The sequence below is a fragment of the Microbulbifer maximicatervae (SeqCode) genome (assembly GCF_052467695.1).
Genome location: NZ_CP174320.1, coordinates 1,896,966 through 1,911,539, shown reverse-complemented (window position 1 = coordinate 1,911,539; position 14,574 = coordinate 1,896,966). Strand labels below are relative to the sequence as shown.

Sequence of the window (14,574 nt, the reverse complement as noted above, 5' to 3'; positions counted from 1 at the left end):
CTTTTTTATCTGCATTTTTTAAAAAATTCTTGGAATCACGGCCAAATAAATTCTACCGGCCACAATTTTTGTGAAGCCTGGTCGTACTCATTCCACAGCTGACGGTAAGTTTTCTGCTCGACCGGATGCAATACTTCTGGAGCAATCTCTGCCAGAGGCTGTAAAACAAAGGCATTTTTTACAATCTCACCTCGAGGCAACTTTACCCCGTCGACAGTTCCGGTCAGGTGATCATAGGTGAGAATATCAATATCCAGGGTTCGTGCACTGAACTTGGGCCCGGAGCGCAGGCGGCCATTGGCATCTTCAATACCGCGCAGACACAGGGCCAGTTGTCCTACCGGCAGGTCAGTTTGCAGCCCAACCACCAGGTTGTAAAAGTTATCGCCCTGGAAACCCACCGCTTCACTTTCGAAGACCCGGGACACCTGTAATTCGCCAAACCGTCCGGTCAGGGCATCCAGCGCTGCGCGGATATATTGCGCACGATTGATATTACTGCCGAGGCTGAGATACACCTGAGCCACGTTTACACTCCCGCAGACATCGCTGCTGCACCTTTTGCCGGCCTCTCGCCGCGCTCAATAATGACACCCACATCCCTGGACCCCCTGACCGCACCCGGCTTGGACAAACGCAGTCGCAGCCAGCTTACAGAAAACTCTTCCCTGACAATTGCCGCAGCCTGCTCTGCCATGGTTTCCACCAGCAGGAACTCACTGCTTTCAATAAAAGCGATCAAGCGCTTGGCCACCGCTTTATAGTTAAGTGTGTGCTCGATATTGTCTGTACGCGCCGCCTCACTGATATCGAAAGCCATCTCCAGATCGAGGCTCACCGTCTGGCGCACTTCCCGCTCCCAATCGTAAATACCAATAATGGTATTCACCTTTAAATCCCGTATATAAACAATATCCATCTATCGGCTCTTTTCTTTTTACTGCCAGGCTAGCCCTGGGATTTTTAAAGTTCGGTCTTGGGCAAGTCTGTCATAGGCCAGCGCGGGCGCACATCCACCGCAAGGCTCGTCTGCTCTCCGGCCTTTAAACGCAAACTACCGGCATAGGCGATCATGGCGCCGTTATCAGTACAGAATTCATGACGGGGATAGTAGACGCTGGCGTTATCCTTTCTCAGGCTCGTTTCCAAACGCTCGCGCAATAATTTATTTGCGGAAACTCCACCGGCAATTACCAGGGTTTTATAGCCAGAAGCCTTAATGGCGCGACGACATTTAATCACCAGGGTGTCCACTACCGCCTCCTGGAAAGCCGCAGCAATATCTGCGCAAGTCTGCTCGTCCGGCAAACCATCCTCCAGGGCGTGCTTGCGCACCGTCGTCAGGGTGAAGGTTTTAAGGCCTGAAAAACTGAAATCCAACCCCGGTCGATCCGTCATAGGACGCGGGAAAGTAAAACGTTTGGGGTCTCCTTTCTCCGCCAGGGCAGCCAAACGCGGGCCACCGGGATAATCCAGGTCGAGCATTTTGGCGGCCTTATCAAAGGCCTCGCCGGCGGCATCATCCAGGGATTCACCCATCAGTTCGTAATCGCCGAGCCCCCGCACCTCTACCAGCTGGGTGTGTCCGCCGGAAACCAGCAGGGCCACAAAAGGAAAGGCAGGCGGATTATCCTCCAGCATTGGGGCCAGCAGGTGGCCTTCCATATGGTGCACCGCCACCGCCGGGATATCCCAGCCATAGGCCAGTGCACGGGCCGCGCAGGCCCCGACCATCAGCGCTCCCACCAGACCGGGACCCGCGGTATAGGCGATGCCATTGAGGTCTGAAGGGCTGGTATCGGCCTTCTTCATTACCTGGCGAATCAGCGGCAAGAGTTTGCGCACATGATCACGGCTCGCCAGCTCGGGGACTACACCGCCATAATCGGCATGCAGGTCCACTTGACTGAACAGGGCATGGCTGAGCAAACCGGACTCAGAATCGTAAATAGCGACGCCAGTTTCATCGCAGGAAGTTTCTATACCAAGGACGCGCACTTGATCTCATTCTCGTGACTACTTCGAGGGGTGGTTATCATACTGGAAAATGGGGTTGCGATCCCGTATAGGAGTGTTTAGAATTTGCGCCCTCGCTGTGAACCGGCCACCGGATGCAACTGCGAGAGCATTGCCGGAATGGCCGAGAGAAACGAATTTTAACAGGTATCCTAATGCCCTCTGTACGAATCAAAGACAACGAACCTTTCGATATCGCCCTGCGCCGTTTCAAGCGCTCCTGTGAAAAAGCAGGCGTACTGTCTGAAGTACGTCGTCGCGAGTTCTACGAGAAGCCCACCGCTGTTCGTAAGCGCAAAGCTGCTGCCGCTGTAAAGCGTCACGCTAAAAAGCTTCAGCGCGAAAACCGCAAGTTCCAGCGTCTCTACTAAGAGCCGCAGGCTGCATAAGCCTGTCGCAGCGAGGCGGCCGGACGGGCTTAGCCCGTAGCGGAGCTATAAAGAACGGCGTGCGAGCCATACTCGCGCGCCGTTTTTCGTTTGGGCTAACACATTTCCCCCGCCCAACAGACAAGCTATCCTAAGCCCCTGATCCAAAATTCATTGCCAACAATCTCGGAACACTCACTATGAGCACTCTCAAGGAAACCCTGACTCAAGCCACTAAAGACGCAATGAAAGCGCGAGACAAAGAGCGCCTGGCCACCCTGCGCCTGATCAACGCCGAGATCAAACGCGTTGAAGTCGACGAGCGAATCGACCTGGATGACGCCCGCATCCTTGCCCTGCTGGACAAAATGACCAAGCAGCGCCGCGACTCCATTACCCAGTACGAGAAAGCTGGCCGGGCTGAGCTGGCAGCAGTAGAGCAGGCTGAAATTGAAGTTATCCAGGAATTCCTGCCGAAGCAGCTGAGCGAAGCTGAGATCACCGATATCGTTGCCTCCGCCGTCAAAGACACCGGTGCCAACAGCATGGCGGATATGGGCAAAGTCATCGCCCAGGTTAAACCCCAGGTGCAGGGCCGTGCAGATATGGGCGCGGTGAGCAAACTGGTGAAGGCCCAACTGGCCTAAGCTGAGCGAATTCCCATGGCCGGCAAGATACCCCAGCACTTTATCGACGATCTGCTCGCAAGGGCAGATATCGTCGAGCTGGTGGACAGCCGGGTCAAGCTGCGTAAAACAGGCAAAAACTACTCTGCCTGCTGCCCCTTCCACGACGAGAAAACCCCATCGTTTACCGTGAGTGCGGACAAGCAGTTTTATTACTGCTTCGGCTGCGGCGCCAATGGCAATGCCATCGGCTTCCTCATGGAGTACGACCGCCTGCCCTTCCCAGAAGCGGTGGAAAAACTCGCGGCCACCCGTGGACTGGAAGTTCCCAGGGAACAACTGGCACCGGGGCAAGAAAAGCGCCAGCGGGAGAGTCAATCTCTCTACCAGCTCACAGAGAAAGCCGCCGACTACTACCGTGAACAACTGCGCAACCACCCCGCCGCAGGCAATGCGGTGGCCTACTTGCGCAATCGCGGCCTCTCCGGTGAGATTGCCCGGGACTTTGGTATCGGCCTTGCGCCCCCGGGCTGGGACAACCTGCTCAATGCATTAGCCGATACCCCCGAGAAAGCGGATCAACTGGAACTGGCAGGCCTGGCCATTCGCCGCCAGGACAGTGATGGCAACACCAAGCCCAACGCGCGCCACCACTACGACCGCTTCCGCAACCGTATTATTTTCCCGATCCGCGACCAGCGCGGGCGCGCCATCGCCTTTGGCGGGCGGGTACTGGGCGACGACAAACCCAAGTACCTGAACTCCCCGGAAACCCCGATTTTCCACAAGAGCCGCGAACTCTACGGCCTGTGGGAAGCGCGCCAGGCCAACCGCAATTTAGAACGCCTGATTGTGGTTGAAGGCTATATGGATGTGGTGGCCCTGGCCCAGTTCGATATCCGCTGCGCCGTCGCCACCCTGGGCACCGCTTGTGGCGAAGACCATATTCAACTCGCCTTCCGCCACACCTCGGAACTGCTGTTTTGCTTCGACGGCGACCGCGCCGGCCGCGCTGCCGCCCGCCGCGCTCTGGAGTCGGCCCTGCCGCAGATGCAGGACGGGCGCAGCCTGCGCTTCCTGCTGCTGCCGGAAGGCGAGGACCCGGACACCCTGGTACGCCAACTGGGCGGTGAACGTTTCCAGCAGCTAATTAAGGAGCAATCCCTACCGCTGGAAGATTTTCTCTTCGACCTGCTGAGCGAAGATATCAACCTGCAGACCATGGACGGCCGCGCGCGCCTGTCCAAACTCGCCGCCCCCCTGCTGGACCTGCTGCCCGATGGCGTCTACCGCCAGCTGATGTTCCAACAACTGGCCTCGCGCACCGGACTCGACAAGGAAACCCTGCAAGAGGTTATCCGCACAGAAAAAGCTCGCACGCCGCAACAGCCCCACCCGCAACCTACAGCTGCACCGGGAGAGCCAAACCAAGCACCCTCCCCTCACGAGGAGCTGGAGCACCGCACACCGCCGGAACCCTGGCAGCGCGACAGCAACTTCAGTGAAAGTGCAGCACCGAGTTACGACAGTCCGCGCCGCCAGAGCCAATATCTCCTGCCACCAGAGCGCATGCTGATCGCCCTGCTGTTGCACCACCCGGAGCTGGCAGCACAAATCGAAAATCCACAGCAATTCCCCATCGACGGCAATGCAGACCTGGCATTGTTTATCCAGCTGGTGGAACTGTACAAAAGTCGCCCCCAATTAAATTTCTATCAATTGATCGGCCACTGGCGTGCACACCACAGCGCAGAATCTTGCGATACCCTGGCCAAGCTCGCTATTTCTCCACTGGTATCGGTCGCGCGGCAACTCGCCCAGGATGACAGCAACCTGGAATACGATCCGCACACCGAATTTAACGACTGTCTACTGCGCCTGAAACAAGCTGCAGACAAACAGCGCAACCGCGATTTACTCGATCAACTCAAGAACAGCGCCCAGTTGAGCCCCGAAGAACAACTGGCTCTATTAGCCAATTGGCGAAAAAAGCAGAATTAATAAGCGCCAACCCCTTGAAAACTGCGGGCTCAGCACTATATTCACTCACCCCCGCCGGGCGGGATCGGGAACCCCAGCACCCTAAACATCGCACCTATGCCGTTACTTGACAGCTAGAGTGGTTATTGCTAGTGCAAATACGCTATAATCCCGCGTCTTTGTCCCGTATTTTCATTCCCAGAATTCAGGGTTGTGCATGACCGACAAAACCCAGCAACAGTCCCGCATTAAGGAACTGATCGCCCGCGGTAAAGAGCAGGGCTATCTGACCTATGCCGAGGTAAATGACCACCTACCGGAAGATATTTCCGATCCCGATCAGGTGGAAGACATTATTGGCATGATCAACGACATGGGCATCAAGGTGTTTGAAACCGCACCGGATGCCGAAGAGTTGTTGATGGCTGAAGGCGACAGCTCCGCTGATGAAATCGCCGCAGCCGAAGCTGCCGCTGCCCTGGCAGCCGTAGAGTCCGACGTAGGCCGAACCACCGATCCAGTACGCATGTATATGCGCGAAATGGGCACCGTAGAGCTGCTCACGCGCGAAGGCGAGATCGCCATTGCCAAGCGTATCGAAGAGGGCCTGCGCGAACTGATGGCCGCCCTGGCCTACTGGCCGGGTGCAGTGCAGCAGATTATCGATGAGTACGCTCTGATCGAAAAAGAAGAACGCCGCATCCCCGATATTATCTCCGGTTGGCTCGACCCCGCCGACGAGGTTCCGCCCGGAGCCCAGGCCGGCCAAGCCGCCGCCGCTGCCAGCGCGCCGGAGTCATCAGATTCCGATGACGACGCCGAAGACGACGACAGCGATGACGACAGCAGCGACGAGGAAGAGGAAGCTACCGGCGGTATCGACCCCGAAGAGCTCGCCGAGCGCATGAACGCGCTGATCGCCGCACAGAAAGCTGCCGACGAAGCCATCGCCGCCCACGGCCGCGACTCCAAAGAAGCTGGCCAGGCCCTCGAAGCCGTTGGCGATGTATTCCGCTTCTTTAAACTGGCTCCCCGCCAGTTCGAACCACTCTATGGTGAAGTTCGTTACGTACTCGACAGCGTACGCGAGCAAGAACGCGTGGTTATGGCCATGTGTATCAAACGCGCCCGCATGCCGCGCAAGACCTTTATCAAGGAATTCCCCGGCAACGAGACCAATGATGATTGGATTCCCGCCATCATCAAGAAAAAGCGCGATTACTCCGATGCCCTGCGCCACGTCGTAGACGAAGTTGTTCGCGCCCAGCGCAAACTGGCTCAGTTCCAGGAGCGCGCCAAGCTGGAAGTGGGCCAAATCAAAGAGATCAACCGCCGCATGTCCATTGGTGAGGCCCGTTCACGCCGCGCCAAGAAAGAGATGGTCGAAGCCAACCTGCGTCTGGTTATCTCTATCGCCAAGAAGTACACCAACCGCGGCCTACAATTCCTGGACCTGATCCAGGAGGGCAACATCGGCTTGATGAAGGCTGTGGATAAGTTCGAATACCGTCGCGGTTACAAGTTCTCCACTTATGCCACCTGGTGGATTCGCCAGGCCATTACCCGCTCTATTGCGGACCAGGCCCGTACCATCCGTATCCCGGTACATATGATTGAGACTATTAATAAGCTCAATCGTATCAGCCGCCAGATGCTGCAGGAAATGGGTCGCGAGCCCACTCCGGAAGAACTGGGCGAGCGCATGGAAATGCCGGAAGACAAGGTGCGCAAAGTCCTCAAGATTGCCAAAGAGCCGATCTCCATGGAGACGCCTATCGGCGACGACGAAGACTCCCACCTGGGTGACTTTATCGAGGATCAAAATCAATCCTCGCCGGTGGATACCGCCACTCAAACTGGCCTGCACGACGCTACCCGCTCTGTGCTCTCCGGCCTCACCGCCCGTGAAGCCAAGGTACTGCGTATGCGTTTCGGTATTGATATGAATACCGACCACACTCTGGAAGAGGTGGGCAAACAGTTTGACGTAACCCGCGAGCGTATCCGTCAGATCGAAGCGAAAGCATTGCGCAAACTGCGACACCCCTCCAGGTCGGAGCATTTACGCAGCTTCCTCGACGAGTAAGCGCTAGACTAAAGCCCGGTTCAACCGGGCTTTTTTTGTGACATAAAGATGACCTCCCCGCGCAGGCTTAGTGAAAGCAGGAGATAAGCATGCAAAAAGAAATGGCGAATAAGCAGGAAAAATCTGAAGAGCTTGCCAACAAGCCCGGCAAGAAAGGATTTGCTCGCCTCCTGGCTGCCACTAGCTACTCCAGCCAGGGGCTCGCCGCTGCATGGCGCAATGAGGAGGCTTTTCGCCAGGAAGTCATTGGTATATGCCTGCTAGTCCCATTCGCACTCTGGGCAGGGGAGACACCTACAGAGCGCGCCATATTGATTGCAGCCCTGATGTTTGTCCTCCCAATCGAACTTATCAACAGCGCTATTGAGGCAACCGTGGACCGTATCGGCCCCGAGAAACACCCGCTGGCCAAGATTGCCAAAGACACAGGCTCCGCCGCCGTTGCCGTCGCCCTCTTCGCTGCATTCCTAGTTTGGTGCTGTATCCTTATCCCCAAACTGCCGATTTAAATACTTTAGTATGAGATTTTGGCCTCCATTTCTCATAAACAAGACATTCGTACCAATTGAAGCTTCTAGTTAAGACGATCGAACCAATTAAGCTGTTTGGCAGCCCTCTCAAGGTGGGCATCTATTCCATAAAGATCGGTTGTTGGCGAAAGCTTGAGCAACAGGGAAAGAAGATTTCTAGAATTTGCCCATATCGGCTTTGAGTGCTAACAAAGGCATTGATTTACAAGGGAAAATCTTGTACTTTTCTCAACCGCTTGCAACGATCCTCGCAAGCAATGTGTGGGCCCTTAGCTCAGTTGGTTAGAGCATCCGACTCATAATCGGCAGGTCCTGGGTTCGAGTCCCGGAGGGCCCACCACCTTCTTATGTTCACAATACGTTGTGATTTTTGCTTAAGACCTAGTGAAAAAATCAAACCACTGGGTACCAATCCCATTTCGCATCAAAAATACGTGATTTATCGTTGCTCGAGCAACTTTACTCGTTAAAAAATATATATATTTAAAGTTTTGCCGATAAGCTGCGAAAGATCAGCTTCTTTTCTGGTGTAGTAACATCCACTCCTAATCTTGGAAATGAGTGCTCACTTTTTGCACCCCAAAGTTACAGTGAGGTCTTAATATATTTATCTCAAATGAAACTGACTTTTGAACTCATAAACCAAGTTTAAAGGAGGAAATAAGCTTAAAATTTTATGCACGTCTTAAGGAGTATAAGTCCGCCATGTTTCACTCTAATACTTCATTAAATTGTGACAGATTATTTTGCATTGTAGTCAGAAGCTCTCTGCAATGCCCAATCTCCGGAGAAAATGCTTCTTCCAAACTTGTAATTTTCTGGCATAACCAACTGTTCAGCGTCGGCCATTCTTCTTTATTGTGGCCATTTGCTGAAATTTCTGTAAATACCCTGGATCCGATATAATTATCCAGACGATCCCACACCAAAGTATCACCAAAGCGCGACTCAATTTTATTCTTTTTAGAAAACAAAGAATCAAACAAATATTTATTTTCATCACGCTCTGAACGTCCTATGACAAATTCAGCCCGGATAGAGTCTTGATTCAATACAACTTGATAAGTCACCTTAGTCAAACCAGATCGCCCTCGGAGACTGTTCTGAGTCACGGCATTTGCATTATCAAATAACCTACAGTCACTTTCACGCATAATTTCAATGAACTGCTTCCAGAACTCTCGCCGTGTATGGTGGCGCTGAGCTAGCTCACGAGCATTGGTCTGCTCTTCCTGCTTCTTTTCTGCCAGGCCGATCACATATTCCTCGACCTCTTTCATTGGTAATATCTGCTCTAGACTTAGGAATAATTGATCTCCTTTCGCGTAGGGCACAGCCTTAATACACTGAAGACGCAGGTTATGACGCATCAACCAGTGTGCGGTAGAAGTTACTTCACGACGAAAATGTGCAGCAACAAGAATGATGCGCTGCTCAGCATCAGGGTTCAAAATCAGCTCATCGAAATCCCTATCAGCAAAGAATTCCACTAACCGTTCCCGCGCACTTTGATTCTGCTCGCAACCTCTTTTATCAAGAAAACGCTGATAGATTTCTATGATCTGACTTTTTGTTAGGCTGGCGCAGTAGGACGCGTACTTTAGTGCTTGCCACACTACATCACGTCCAGAATCATCGAGTTTATTTTCAATAATTACTAAATGACCATGTTTATCCAGGGCAAGCAGGTCTAAGCGTTCACGAGTCTCATTAAAACCATCAAATTCTTTTTGAATAATAAGCAATTCCTCACCCAGTACTTCGGGATTAGCTGCTAACCACTCTTGCAGATGTTCGCGTTCACGGAAGCCTAAATCAGAAAACTTTTTCAACTTAAGTGGCTCGAGTCGATTAGTATTCCTGTCAATTTGATACATTGATAGACCTCGGTTTTGGGTATTTAAGAGCTATAAATGTGCTTATTACGCCTGGTAGCTGGTTACCTACGTATATGCCACTACAATTAACCCCAGTCTATCTAAGACTTATGAATCGCGGAAGAGATTGACATAGATAATTGCCATCGCAGGTTAATGACCTCATTCATAGACATCAATTTAGGTCTGTTAAACTCGATGATTAACTTCCATACACTTGGGTATAGGGAACTATCACTCAATACATAGGGAAGAAATAATGAAAGTAATAGCGCTAAAATCACCAGGCGGACTAGAAAACATTTCGGTTAGCAGCATCGCTGACCCGGGAGCGCCCGGCCCAGGCCAAATCCGTGTTGCAATTAAAGCCTCTTCCCTCAACTTCCACGATCTTTTGGTCGCCAATGGCGGTATTCCCACAGAAGACGGCCGTATTCTGATGTCTGATGGCGGCGGTATCGTGGATGCAGTTGGTGAGGATGTTACCGATTTTCAGGTCGGCGATTCTGTTGTGTCGTGCTTTTTCCCACAGTGGCCAGCAGGTACGCCTATGGCTTCCGTGGGTAACTTTGCCAATACGCCTGGTGACGGTATCGATGGGATGGCCGCTGAGTTTGTTGTGCGCGATCAGAGCGCTTTTACCCTTACCCCAAAAGGCTGGAGCCACGCTCAGGCGGCAACCATTACTACCGCAGGCCTTACTGCTTGGCGGGCATTGGTAGTAGACGGCAAGGTAAAACCTGGCGACACGATATTGACTCTAGGCACTGGCGGAGTATCTATTACGGTAATTCAGATTGCCAAAATACTGGGGGCGAAAGTTATTGTTACTTCTTCTTCCGACGAGAAACTGGAGCGCGCTAAAAAGTTAGGCGCCGATCATGGAGTCAACTATCGCACCCATACACAGTGGTCAGAAAAGATTATGGAGTTGACGGAAGGCAAGGGTGCGGACCATATTATTGAGCTCGGTGGCCCCGGTACCTTAGAGCAATCGATCCATTCAGTCAGAGTTGGCGGCCATATTTCATTGATTGGCGTTTTAACCGGCCGCTCGGGAGAAGTGCCCACAGCACTGTTGATGGCCAAGCAGGTCCGGTTACAGGGCTTGATCGTTGGAAGCCGTAGGGATCAACAGGAATATGTCACTGCATTGGAAGCCAACCAGATACAGCCAGTGATTGATAAGACTTACCCTATGGAGGAACTGGCTGCGGCATTTGAGTACCAGGCCAGCGGGTCGCACTTTGGCAAGATCTGTGTCGAGTGGTAATGGAATAGCTCTCAATCTCGCCGCACTCTTAAAGCTAAGACACTTGTGAGAGCGCGGCTTAACTATTCCTACTGAAATATGAGGGGGAAACTCCAAATTGGCCATAAAAAGCCCGACGAAAGCTATCATAGCTTGCAAACCCTACCTGCCGAGCCACCTGAACAAGGCTTGCTGATTCACAGGTGATTAAATCCCGCGCCCGGTTTAAACGGAGTTGGTTTAGATAATGTCCGGGGGTGCTATTAAGATGCTGTTTGAATAAGCGAGTTAACTGTCGATCGCTAACAGAAATACGCTCCGCCATATCAGAAACGCTGATTGATTTCTGGTAATTCTCCGACAGCCACTCCAATAGGGGATTGAGCCTCATACTGTCACTGGATTGCACTTTAAGCAGATCAGAGTACTGGGACTGCCCTCCCCTGCGCTGCAGATAAACCACCAGGTCTTTAGCCACACTTGCCGCAATAGTATTACCATAATCCTGGCGAATCACTTCCAGGGCCAAGTCGACTCCAGATAGAATTCCCGCTGAAGACCACAGTTTTCCGCTTTCAATAAATAGGGGGTCCTGCTCAACCTGATAATTGACTGCCTGCTCGGCAAGTTGCCGGCAATGCCGCCAGTGAGTGGTAATACGGTGCTTTTGTTCGGGAAATATATCTGTTAGTAAGAATGCACCTGTACAGATACTCAAGACGCGCTCTGCTTTGTCTGCGATTGCACGCAGCGCATTTACCTGCTTAGGGCTTAAGCGCAGCTGCCGCATCCCAGTACCGCCGGTAATGACTAAGTAATCAATCTCAGTCTCCTGGTAGATATCAAAGTCCACAGATAGGGTTTGGCCGTACGCGGTTTTAACTGGTGCGTTGGTTAAACCTGTCAAACGACAGGTATAGGCCTCACTGACGAAACTATTGGTCTCCATAAAGGCATCCAAGGGCCCAAAAAGGTCTAACGCTTGGAATCCATCAGCAACAAAAAAACCTATCTTCTTGGTCATAGCATCTCCTCCACACAGGGAATTGTACTCCAGTGGGCGCGTCTGCTATGACACATTTACGACACAAAACGACATTGGTACTGCACCTAAACTAGTTCAACATAGAACTACCTCCATGAAACTGAACCACCCAACCTCATAAGGCTGGCAAAAGATTAGCTAGTCAGTCCAAATCCCAAAGCAATTAAAACTCTACCATTCAGCTGCTCAATATTTGTAAGGCTCTTATTATTCAAACTGTTCGTACCAAGTTGGTCAGCTCTTATCCTAAATAGGAAGTTTTACTCAATAACAAATAGGCATTATAAAAATACTCAAGACGCAACTGAACCAACCATGATGCCGGTCAAGTAATAAAAATTAATTTAGAGTTAACCTTCAGTTTTATTCACCAAACAAACTGCAGTTGTTTTTTTCACCCACACCAAGTTTCCACCCCATAAAAAACAACTTATTACTCCAAAAGTACCAATACCTAAAGCACAAGAAATACAGTGAGGATGTATTAAATGGCGTTACAGAAGTCCCCCGGACAAAAAAGAAAATCAATGGTACGTACAGTATGTATTTTAGTTTTCCTTATTCTGACTTACTTTCTGTCAAACTATTACTCTCGTGCCAACAATGAATCATTAAGTTGGATCGAAAATCATCAAGCTCTAGATGCTGAAGTAGTAGCGTTAAGAGAGGAGGAAGAAGAGTACCGTGGCCGCAAAGGTAAAAAGCGCTATCGTACAAATTACTATATTGACTACCAGTTTAACTATGAAGATGAAGACTTTGAATCCTCCGCAGAGGTTCCAAAAGGAATTTATAGTCAATATAAACAAGGTCAACCTATCGAAGTATGGTTTCCAGAGGGCGACATCTACGGGCATGTATTAGCGCAAAATGCTCAAAGAGATGTCGAAAGTAACACACCTGTAGGAAACCTGATTCAAGCAGCACCTATCACTATAGGTATCTGCCTCGTCTTATATTGGATTTTAAGCTTCTTGTTTGTAAGGGAGTCAAAAAAAGCACTACCCGAGGGCTTTTATACTGAGACGTCCTGGCTTGATATCGATGATAACTACCTCGTCGCCTTAGAAGGAGATGAACTCGTCTATTTTGATATCCCGAAAAAACAGGCTTCAACTGCTCAATCCGCCTATCAAGCGGGGAAATCCCCTGAAGAAATATATCATTTGTGTAAACCTGATACCGCAGCACGAATCCCTCTCAATGAAATAAATTCACTTAGCAGTGACCACAATTCAGATGTAATAACGATCAAGCACGGGGATAAGACCCATTCTGTTGAGTTCTTAAACCAAACAGTAAAAGCGCACGCATTAGAGCGTATCGAGAAACAACTACCTGAGACAATGGATTATCAGCATATTCAGCGGTCTCGTTTGCAAGCCACTCTACCGTTACTTGTGATAGCAATACTGTTAATAGGCCTTATCTACTGGCTTGACTCATTTATTTTCCGTGCGATAGTTGGTTTTATTGGGCTAACCTCTGTGGCCCCTAACCTTTTGTCCAAATTAATTAGTCCGACAGAGACACGCCTCTGGGAGAAAGTCGAAGAAACCTCTGTAAAGCACGCATAGTGCAGAAGATGACCAGCTTCGGCTGGCCGCTTTAATAGAGCTATCTGTTGCTCATAATCAAGCTCAGCTATACTGTCCCCAGAATAAACATAACGTCAGTCTGAAGACCCATTGGGATAGCAGAGATTATGAACTTCTCTTCATTAGCTTTTGCCATGCTCACCACAGCTACTACTCCTAATAGTTGCACAGATGGTATCGCTTTACTCCGTGGAGTAACAGCCATTGCCGCTGAATACCCTTGGCTGAGTGCAGATAAAAAAGATTATATAGTCCGAGACTATCCACGAATGTATCTCGTGCTACCTAAAATATCAGGGGAGCAAACAGTCGGTAATGAACAGCCTAATGCTGCGGTGGATAAAGAAAGCTGCCAGGTTATTAATGTGTTTCTTTCGAGCTAATCTTATTTAGTATCTCAAAGCTCCCTACGGCTTAGTTCCGGGAGCTCTCCCCCTATCTACTACTACCCTTGCTCGGCATAAGTCAGTGTATTGTTATTTTCGTTACACTCATCGACGAGATTGGTAAAGTCAGCAGTTACCTCTAAAACCGCATCCGGGTCAAAAACCCAGTAACCCAAAGTAAATACAATACTTACAGTGCCACCAGCAGGAATTGCAGGCGTCGCCTGTACATCGTTGGCTAGTGTATCAAGATCTAATAGACGAGCCTGGCTGATTGGCGCTGCCAGAGCACCTATATTAGTGATATCGACTACGATGATGGATTGCCCGGTTCCAGGATTCCAGATCGGATCATAGATTTCGCTCACTATCAGGTCAGGTTTATTACATACACACAGGCACATATAGTGATCATCTTCTTTGACACCATAAGGGGTTCCGACATAGCAAACCGGCTTATCGTCAAACTGATTGCCGTAGAGCCAGTGAGATGATGGGTCATTGACAGGTTTCTCGATTATTTCAGGGTCGCGAGTTACCTTACAAACACTGGTAGATTCAAAATCATCTATCAAGTCGGTAGCAGCCTCTGACTCAGGTACACCTCCAACCCAAATTGCGCAAGTCCGACGACATGTCAGTGGGCCCTGCCCCTGCCAATAATTTGGAAACCAACCCGCTTCATAGTTTTGCATACTTAAATCTTGAATTGGATCTGCATAACTACTAGAAGCTAAAACCCCTAAAATAACTACACGCAATATAACTTTAAACATAACGCCCTCCATTTAAGTGAATACACCCTGCAAA

Annotated in this window: 14 protein-coding genes and 1 tRNA gene; 9 read left to right on the top strand and 6 right to left on the bottom strand. The window is 50.6% G+C overall.

Translation table 11 applies throughout. The features are described 5' to 3' along the window. Window positions 1-35 precede the first annotated feature (35 nt). From folK to tsaD, 3 genes are read right to left on the bottom strand one after another with little or no spacing between them, the layout of a single operon-like run. Window positions 36-527: a 2-amino-4-hydroxy-6-hydroxymethyldihydropteridine diphosphokinase gene (folK, locus tag ACJJI8_RS08270; RefSeq protein ID WP_444934778.1), complete on the bottom strand. Its 492-nt coding sequence runs from the start codon at window positions 525-527 to the stop codon at window positions 36-38. A 2-nt stretch (window positions 528-529) separates the two neighbouring features. After that, the gene (gene folB / locus ACJJI8_RS08265; RefSeq protein WP_282934467.1) at window positions 530-919 is read right to left on the bottom strand and encodes a dihydroneopterin aldolase; all 390 of its coding nucleotides are present in this window, start codon (window positions 917-919) and stop codon (window positions 530-532) included. A 44-nt stretch (window positions 920-963) separates the two neighbouring features. Beyond that, window positions 964-1,998 (bottom strand): tRNA (adenosine(37)-N6)-threonylcarbamoyltransferase complex transferase subunit TsaD, encoded by a 1,035-nt coding sequence (gene tsaD, locus ACJJI8_RS08260; protein WP_444934777.1) that lies wholly within the window; start codon window positions 1,996-1,998, stop codon window positions 964-966. Window positions 1,999-2,171: 173 nt separating this feature from the next. On the opposite strand from tsaD, the gene rpsU reads away from it, so the two are divergent. From rpsU to ACJJI8_RS08230, 6 genes are all read left to right on the top strand, one after another. Continuing rightward, window positions 2,172-2,387, top strand: a complete 216-nt coding sequence (gene rpsU / locus ACJJI8_RS08255) for a 30S ribosomal protein S21 (protein WP_020411530.1) — start codon at window positions 2,172-2,174, stop codon at window positions 2,385-2,387. A gap of 197 nt (window positions 2,388-2,584) precedes the next feature. Further along, the gene (locus tag ACJJI8_RS08250) at window positions 2,585-3,031 is read left to right on the top strand and encodes a GatB/YqeY domain-containing protein (RefSeq protein ID WP_108731584.1); all 447 of its coding nucleotides are present in this window, start codon (window positions 2,585-2,587) and stop codon (window positions 3,029-3,031) included. 15 nt (window positions 3,032-3,046) lie between these two features. Beyond that, window positions 3,047-5,011, top strand: a complete 1,965-nt coding sequence (gene dnaG, locus ACJJI8_RS08245) for a DNA primase (protein ID WP_444934776.1) — start codon at window positions 3,047-3,049, stop codon at window positions 5,009-5,011. Window positions 5,012-5,207: 196 nt separating this feature from the next. After that, window positions 5,208-7,076: an RNA polymerase sigma factor RpoD gene (gene rpoD / locus ACJJI8_RS08240; protein WP_444934775.1), complete on the top strand. Its 1,869-nt coding sequence runs from the start codon at window positions 5,208-5,210 to the stop codon at window positions 7,074-7,076. Window positions 7,077-7,165: 89 nt separating this feature from the next. Further along, window positions 7,166-7,585, top strand: coding sequence for a diacylglycerol kinase (locus tag ACJJI8_RS08235; protein WP_444934774.1), 420 nt, complete (start codon window positions 7,166-7,168; stop codon window positions 7,583-7,585). A 284-nt stretch (window positions 7,586-7,869) separates the two neighbouring features. After that, window positions 7,870-7,946: transfer RNA gene (locus ACJJI8_RS08230), tRNA-Ile, on the top strand. Window positions 7,947-8,316: 370 nt separating this feature from the next. Here ACJJI8_RS08230 and ACJJI8_RS08225 read toward each other — a convergent pair. Next, the gene (locus ACJJI8_RS08225; protein WP_444934773.1) at window positions 8,317-9,483 is read right to left on the bottom strand and encodes a DUF4268 domain-containing protein; all 1,167 of its coding nucleotides are present in this window, start codon (window positions 9,481-9,483) and stop codon (window positions 8,317-8,319) included. A gap of 259 nt (window positions 9,484-9,742) precedes the next feature. On the opposite strand from ACJJI8_RS08225, the gene ACJJI8_RS08220 reads away from it, so the two are divergent. Further along, complete coding sequence (locus ACJJI8_RS08220; protein ID WP_444934772.1) at window positions 9,743-10,756, top strand: zinc-dependent alcohol dehydrogenase family protein; 1,014 nt, start codon at window positions 9,743-9,745, stop codon at window positions 10,754-10,756. A 58-nt stretch (window positions 10,757-10,814) separates the two neighbouring features. Here ACJJI8_RS08220 and ACJJI8_RS08215 read toward each other — a convergent pair whose 3' ends face one another. Then, a complete protein-coding gene (locus ACJJI8_RS08215) occupies window positions 10,815-11,759 on the bottom strand; it encodes a GlxA family transcriptional regulator (protein WP_444934771.1) in 945 nt (314 codons plus the stop codon). 509 nt (window positions 11,760-12,268) lie between these two features. Here ACJJI8_RS08215 and ACJJI8_RS08210 point away from each other — a divergent pair. Both ACJJI8_RS08210 and ACJJI8_RS08205 read left to right on the top strand, forming a co-directional pair. Beyond that, window positions 12,269-13,357, top strand: coding sequence for a hypothetical protein (locus ACJJI8_RS08210; protein WP_444934770.1), 1,089 nt, complete (start codon window positions 12,269-12,271; stop codon window positions 13,355-13,357). A gap of 128 nt (window positions 13,358-13,485) precedes the next feature. Next, entirely contained in the window at window positions 13,486-13,761 is a 276-nt protein-coding gene (locus ACJJI8_RS08205) for a hypothetical protein (RefSeq protein ID WP_444934769.1), read from the top strand. A gap of 62 nt (window positions 13,762-13,823) precedes the next feature. On the opposite strand, the gene ACJJI8_RS08200 is transcribed toward ACJJI8_RS08205, so the two are convergent. After that, on the bottom strand, window positions 13,824-14,540 hold the full coding sequence (locus ACJJI8_RS08200; protein ID WP_444934768.1) for a CARDB domain-containing protein: 717 nt from the start codon (window positions 14,538-14,540) through the stop codon (window positions 13,824-13,826). Between the last annotated feature and the right edge of the window lie 34 nt (window positions 14,541-14,574).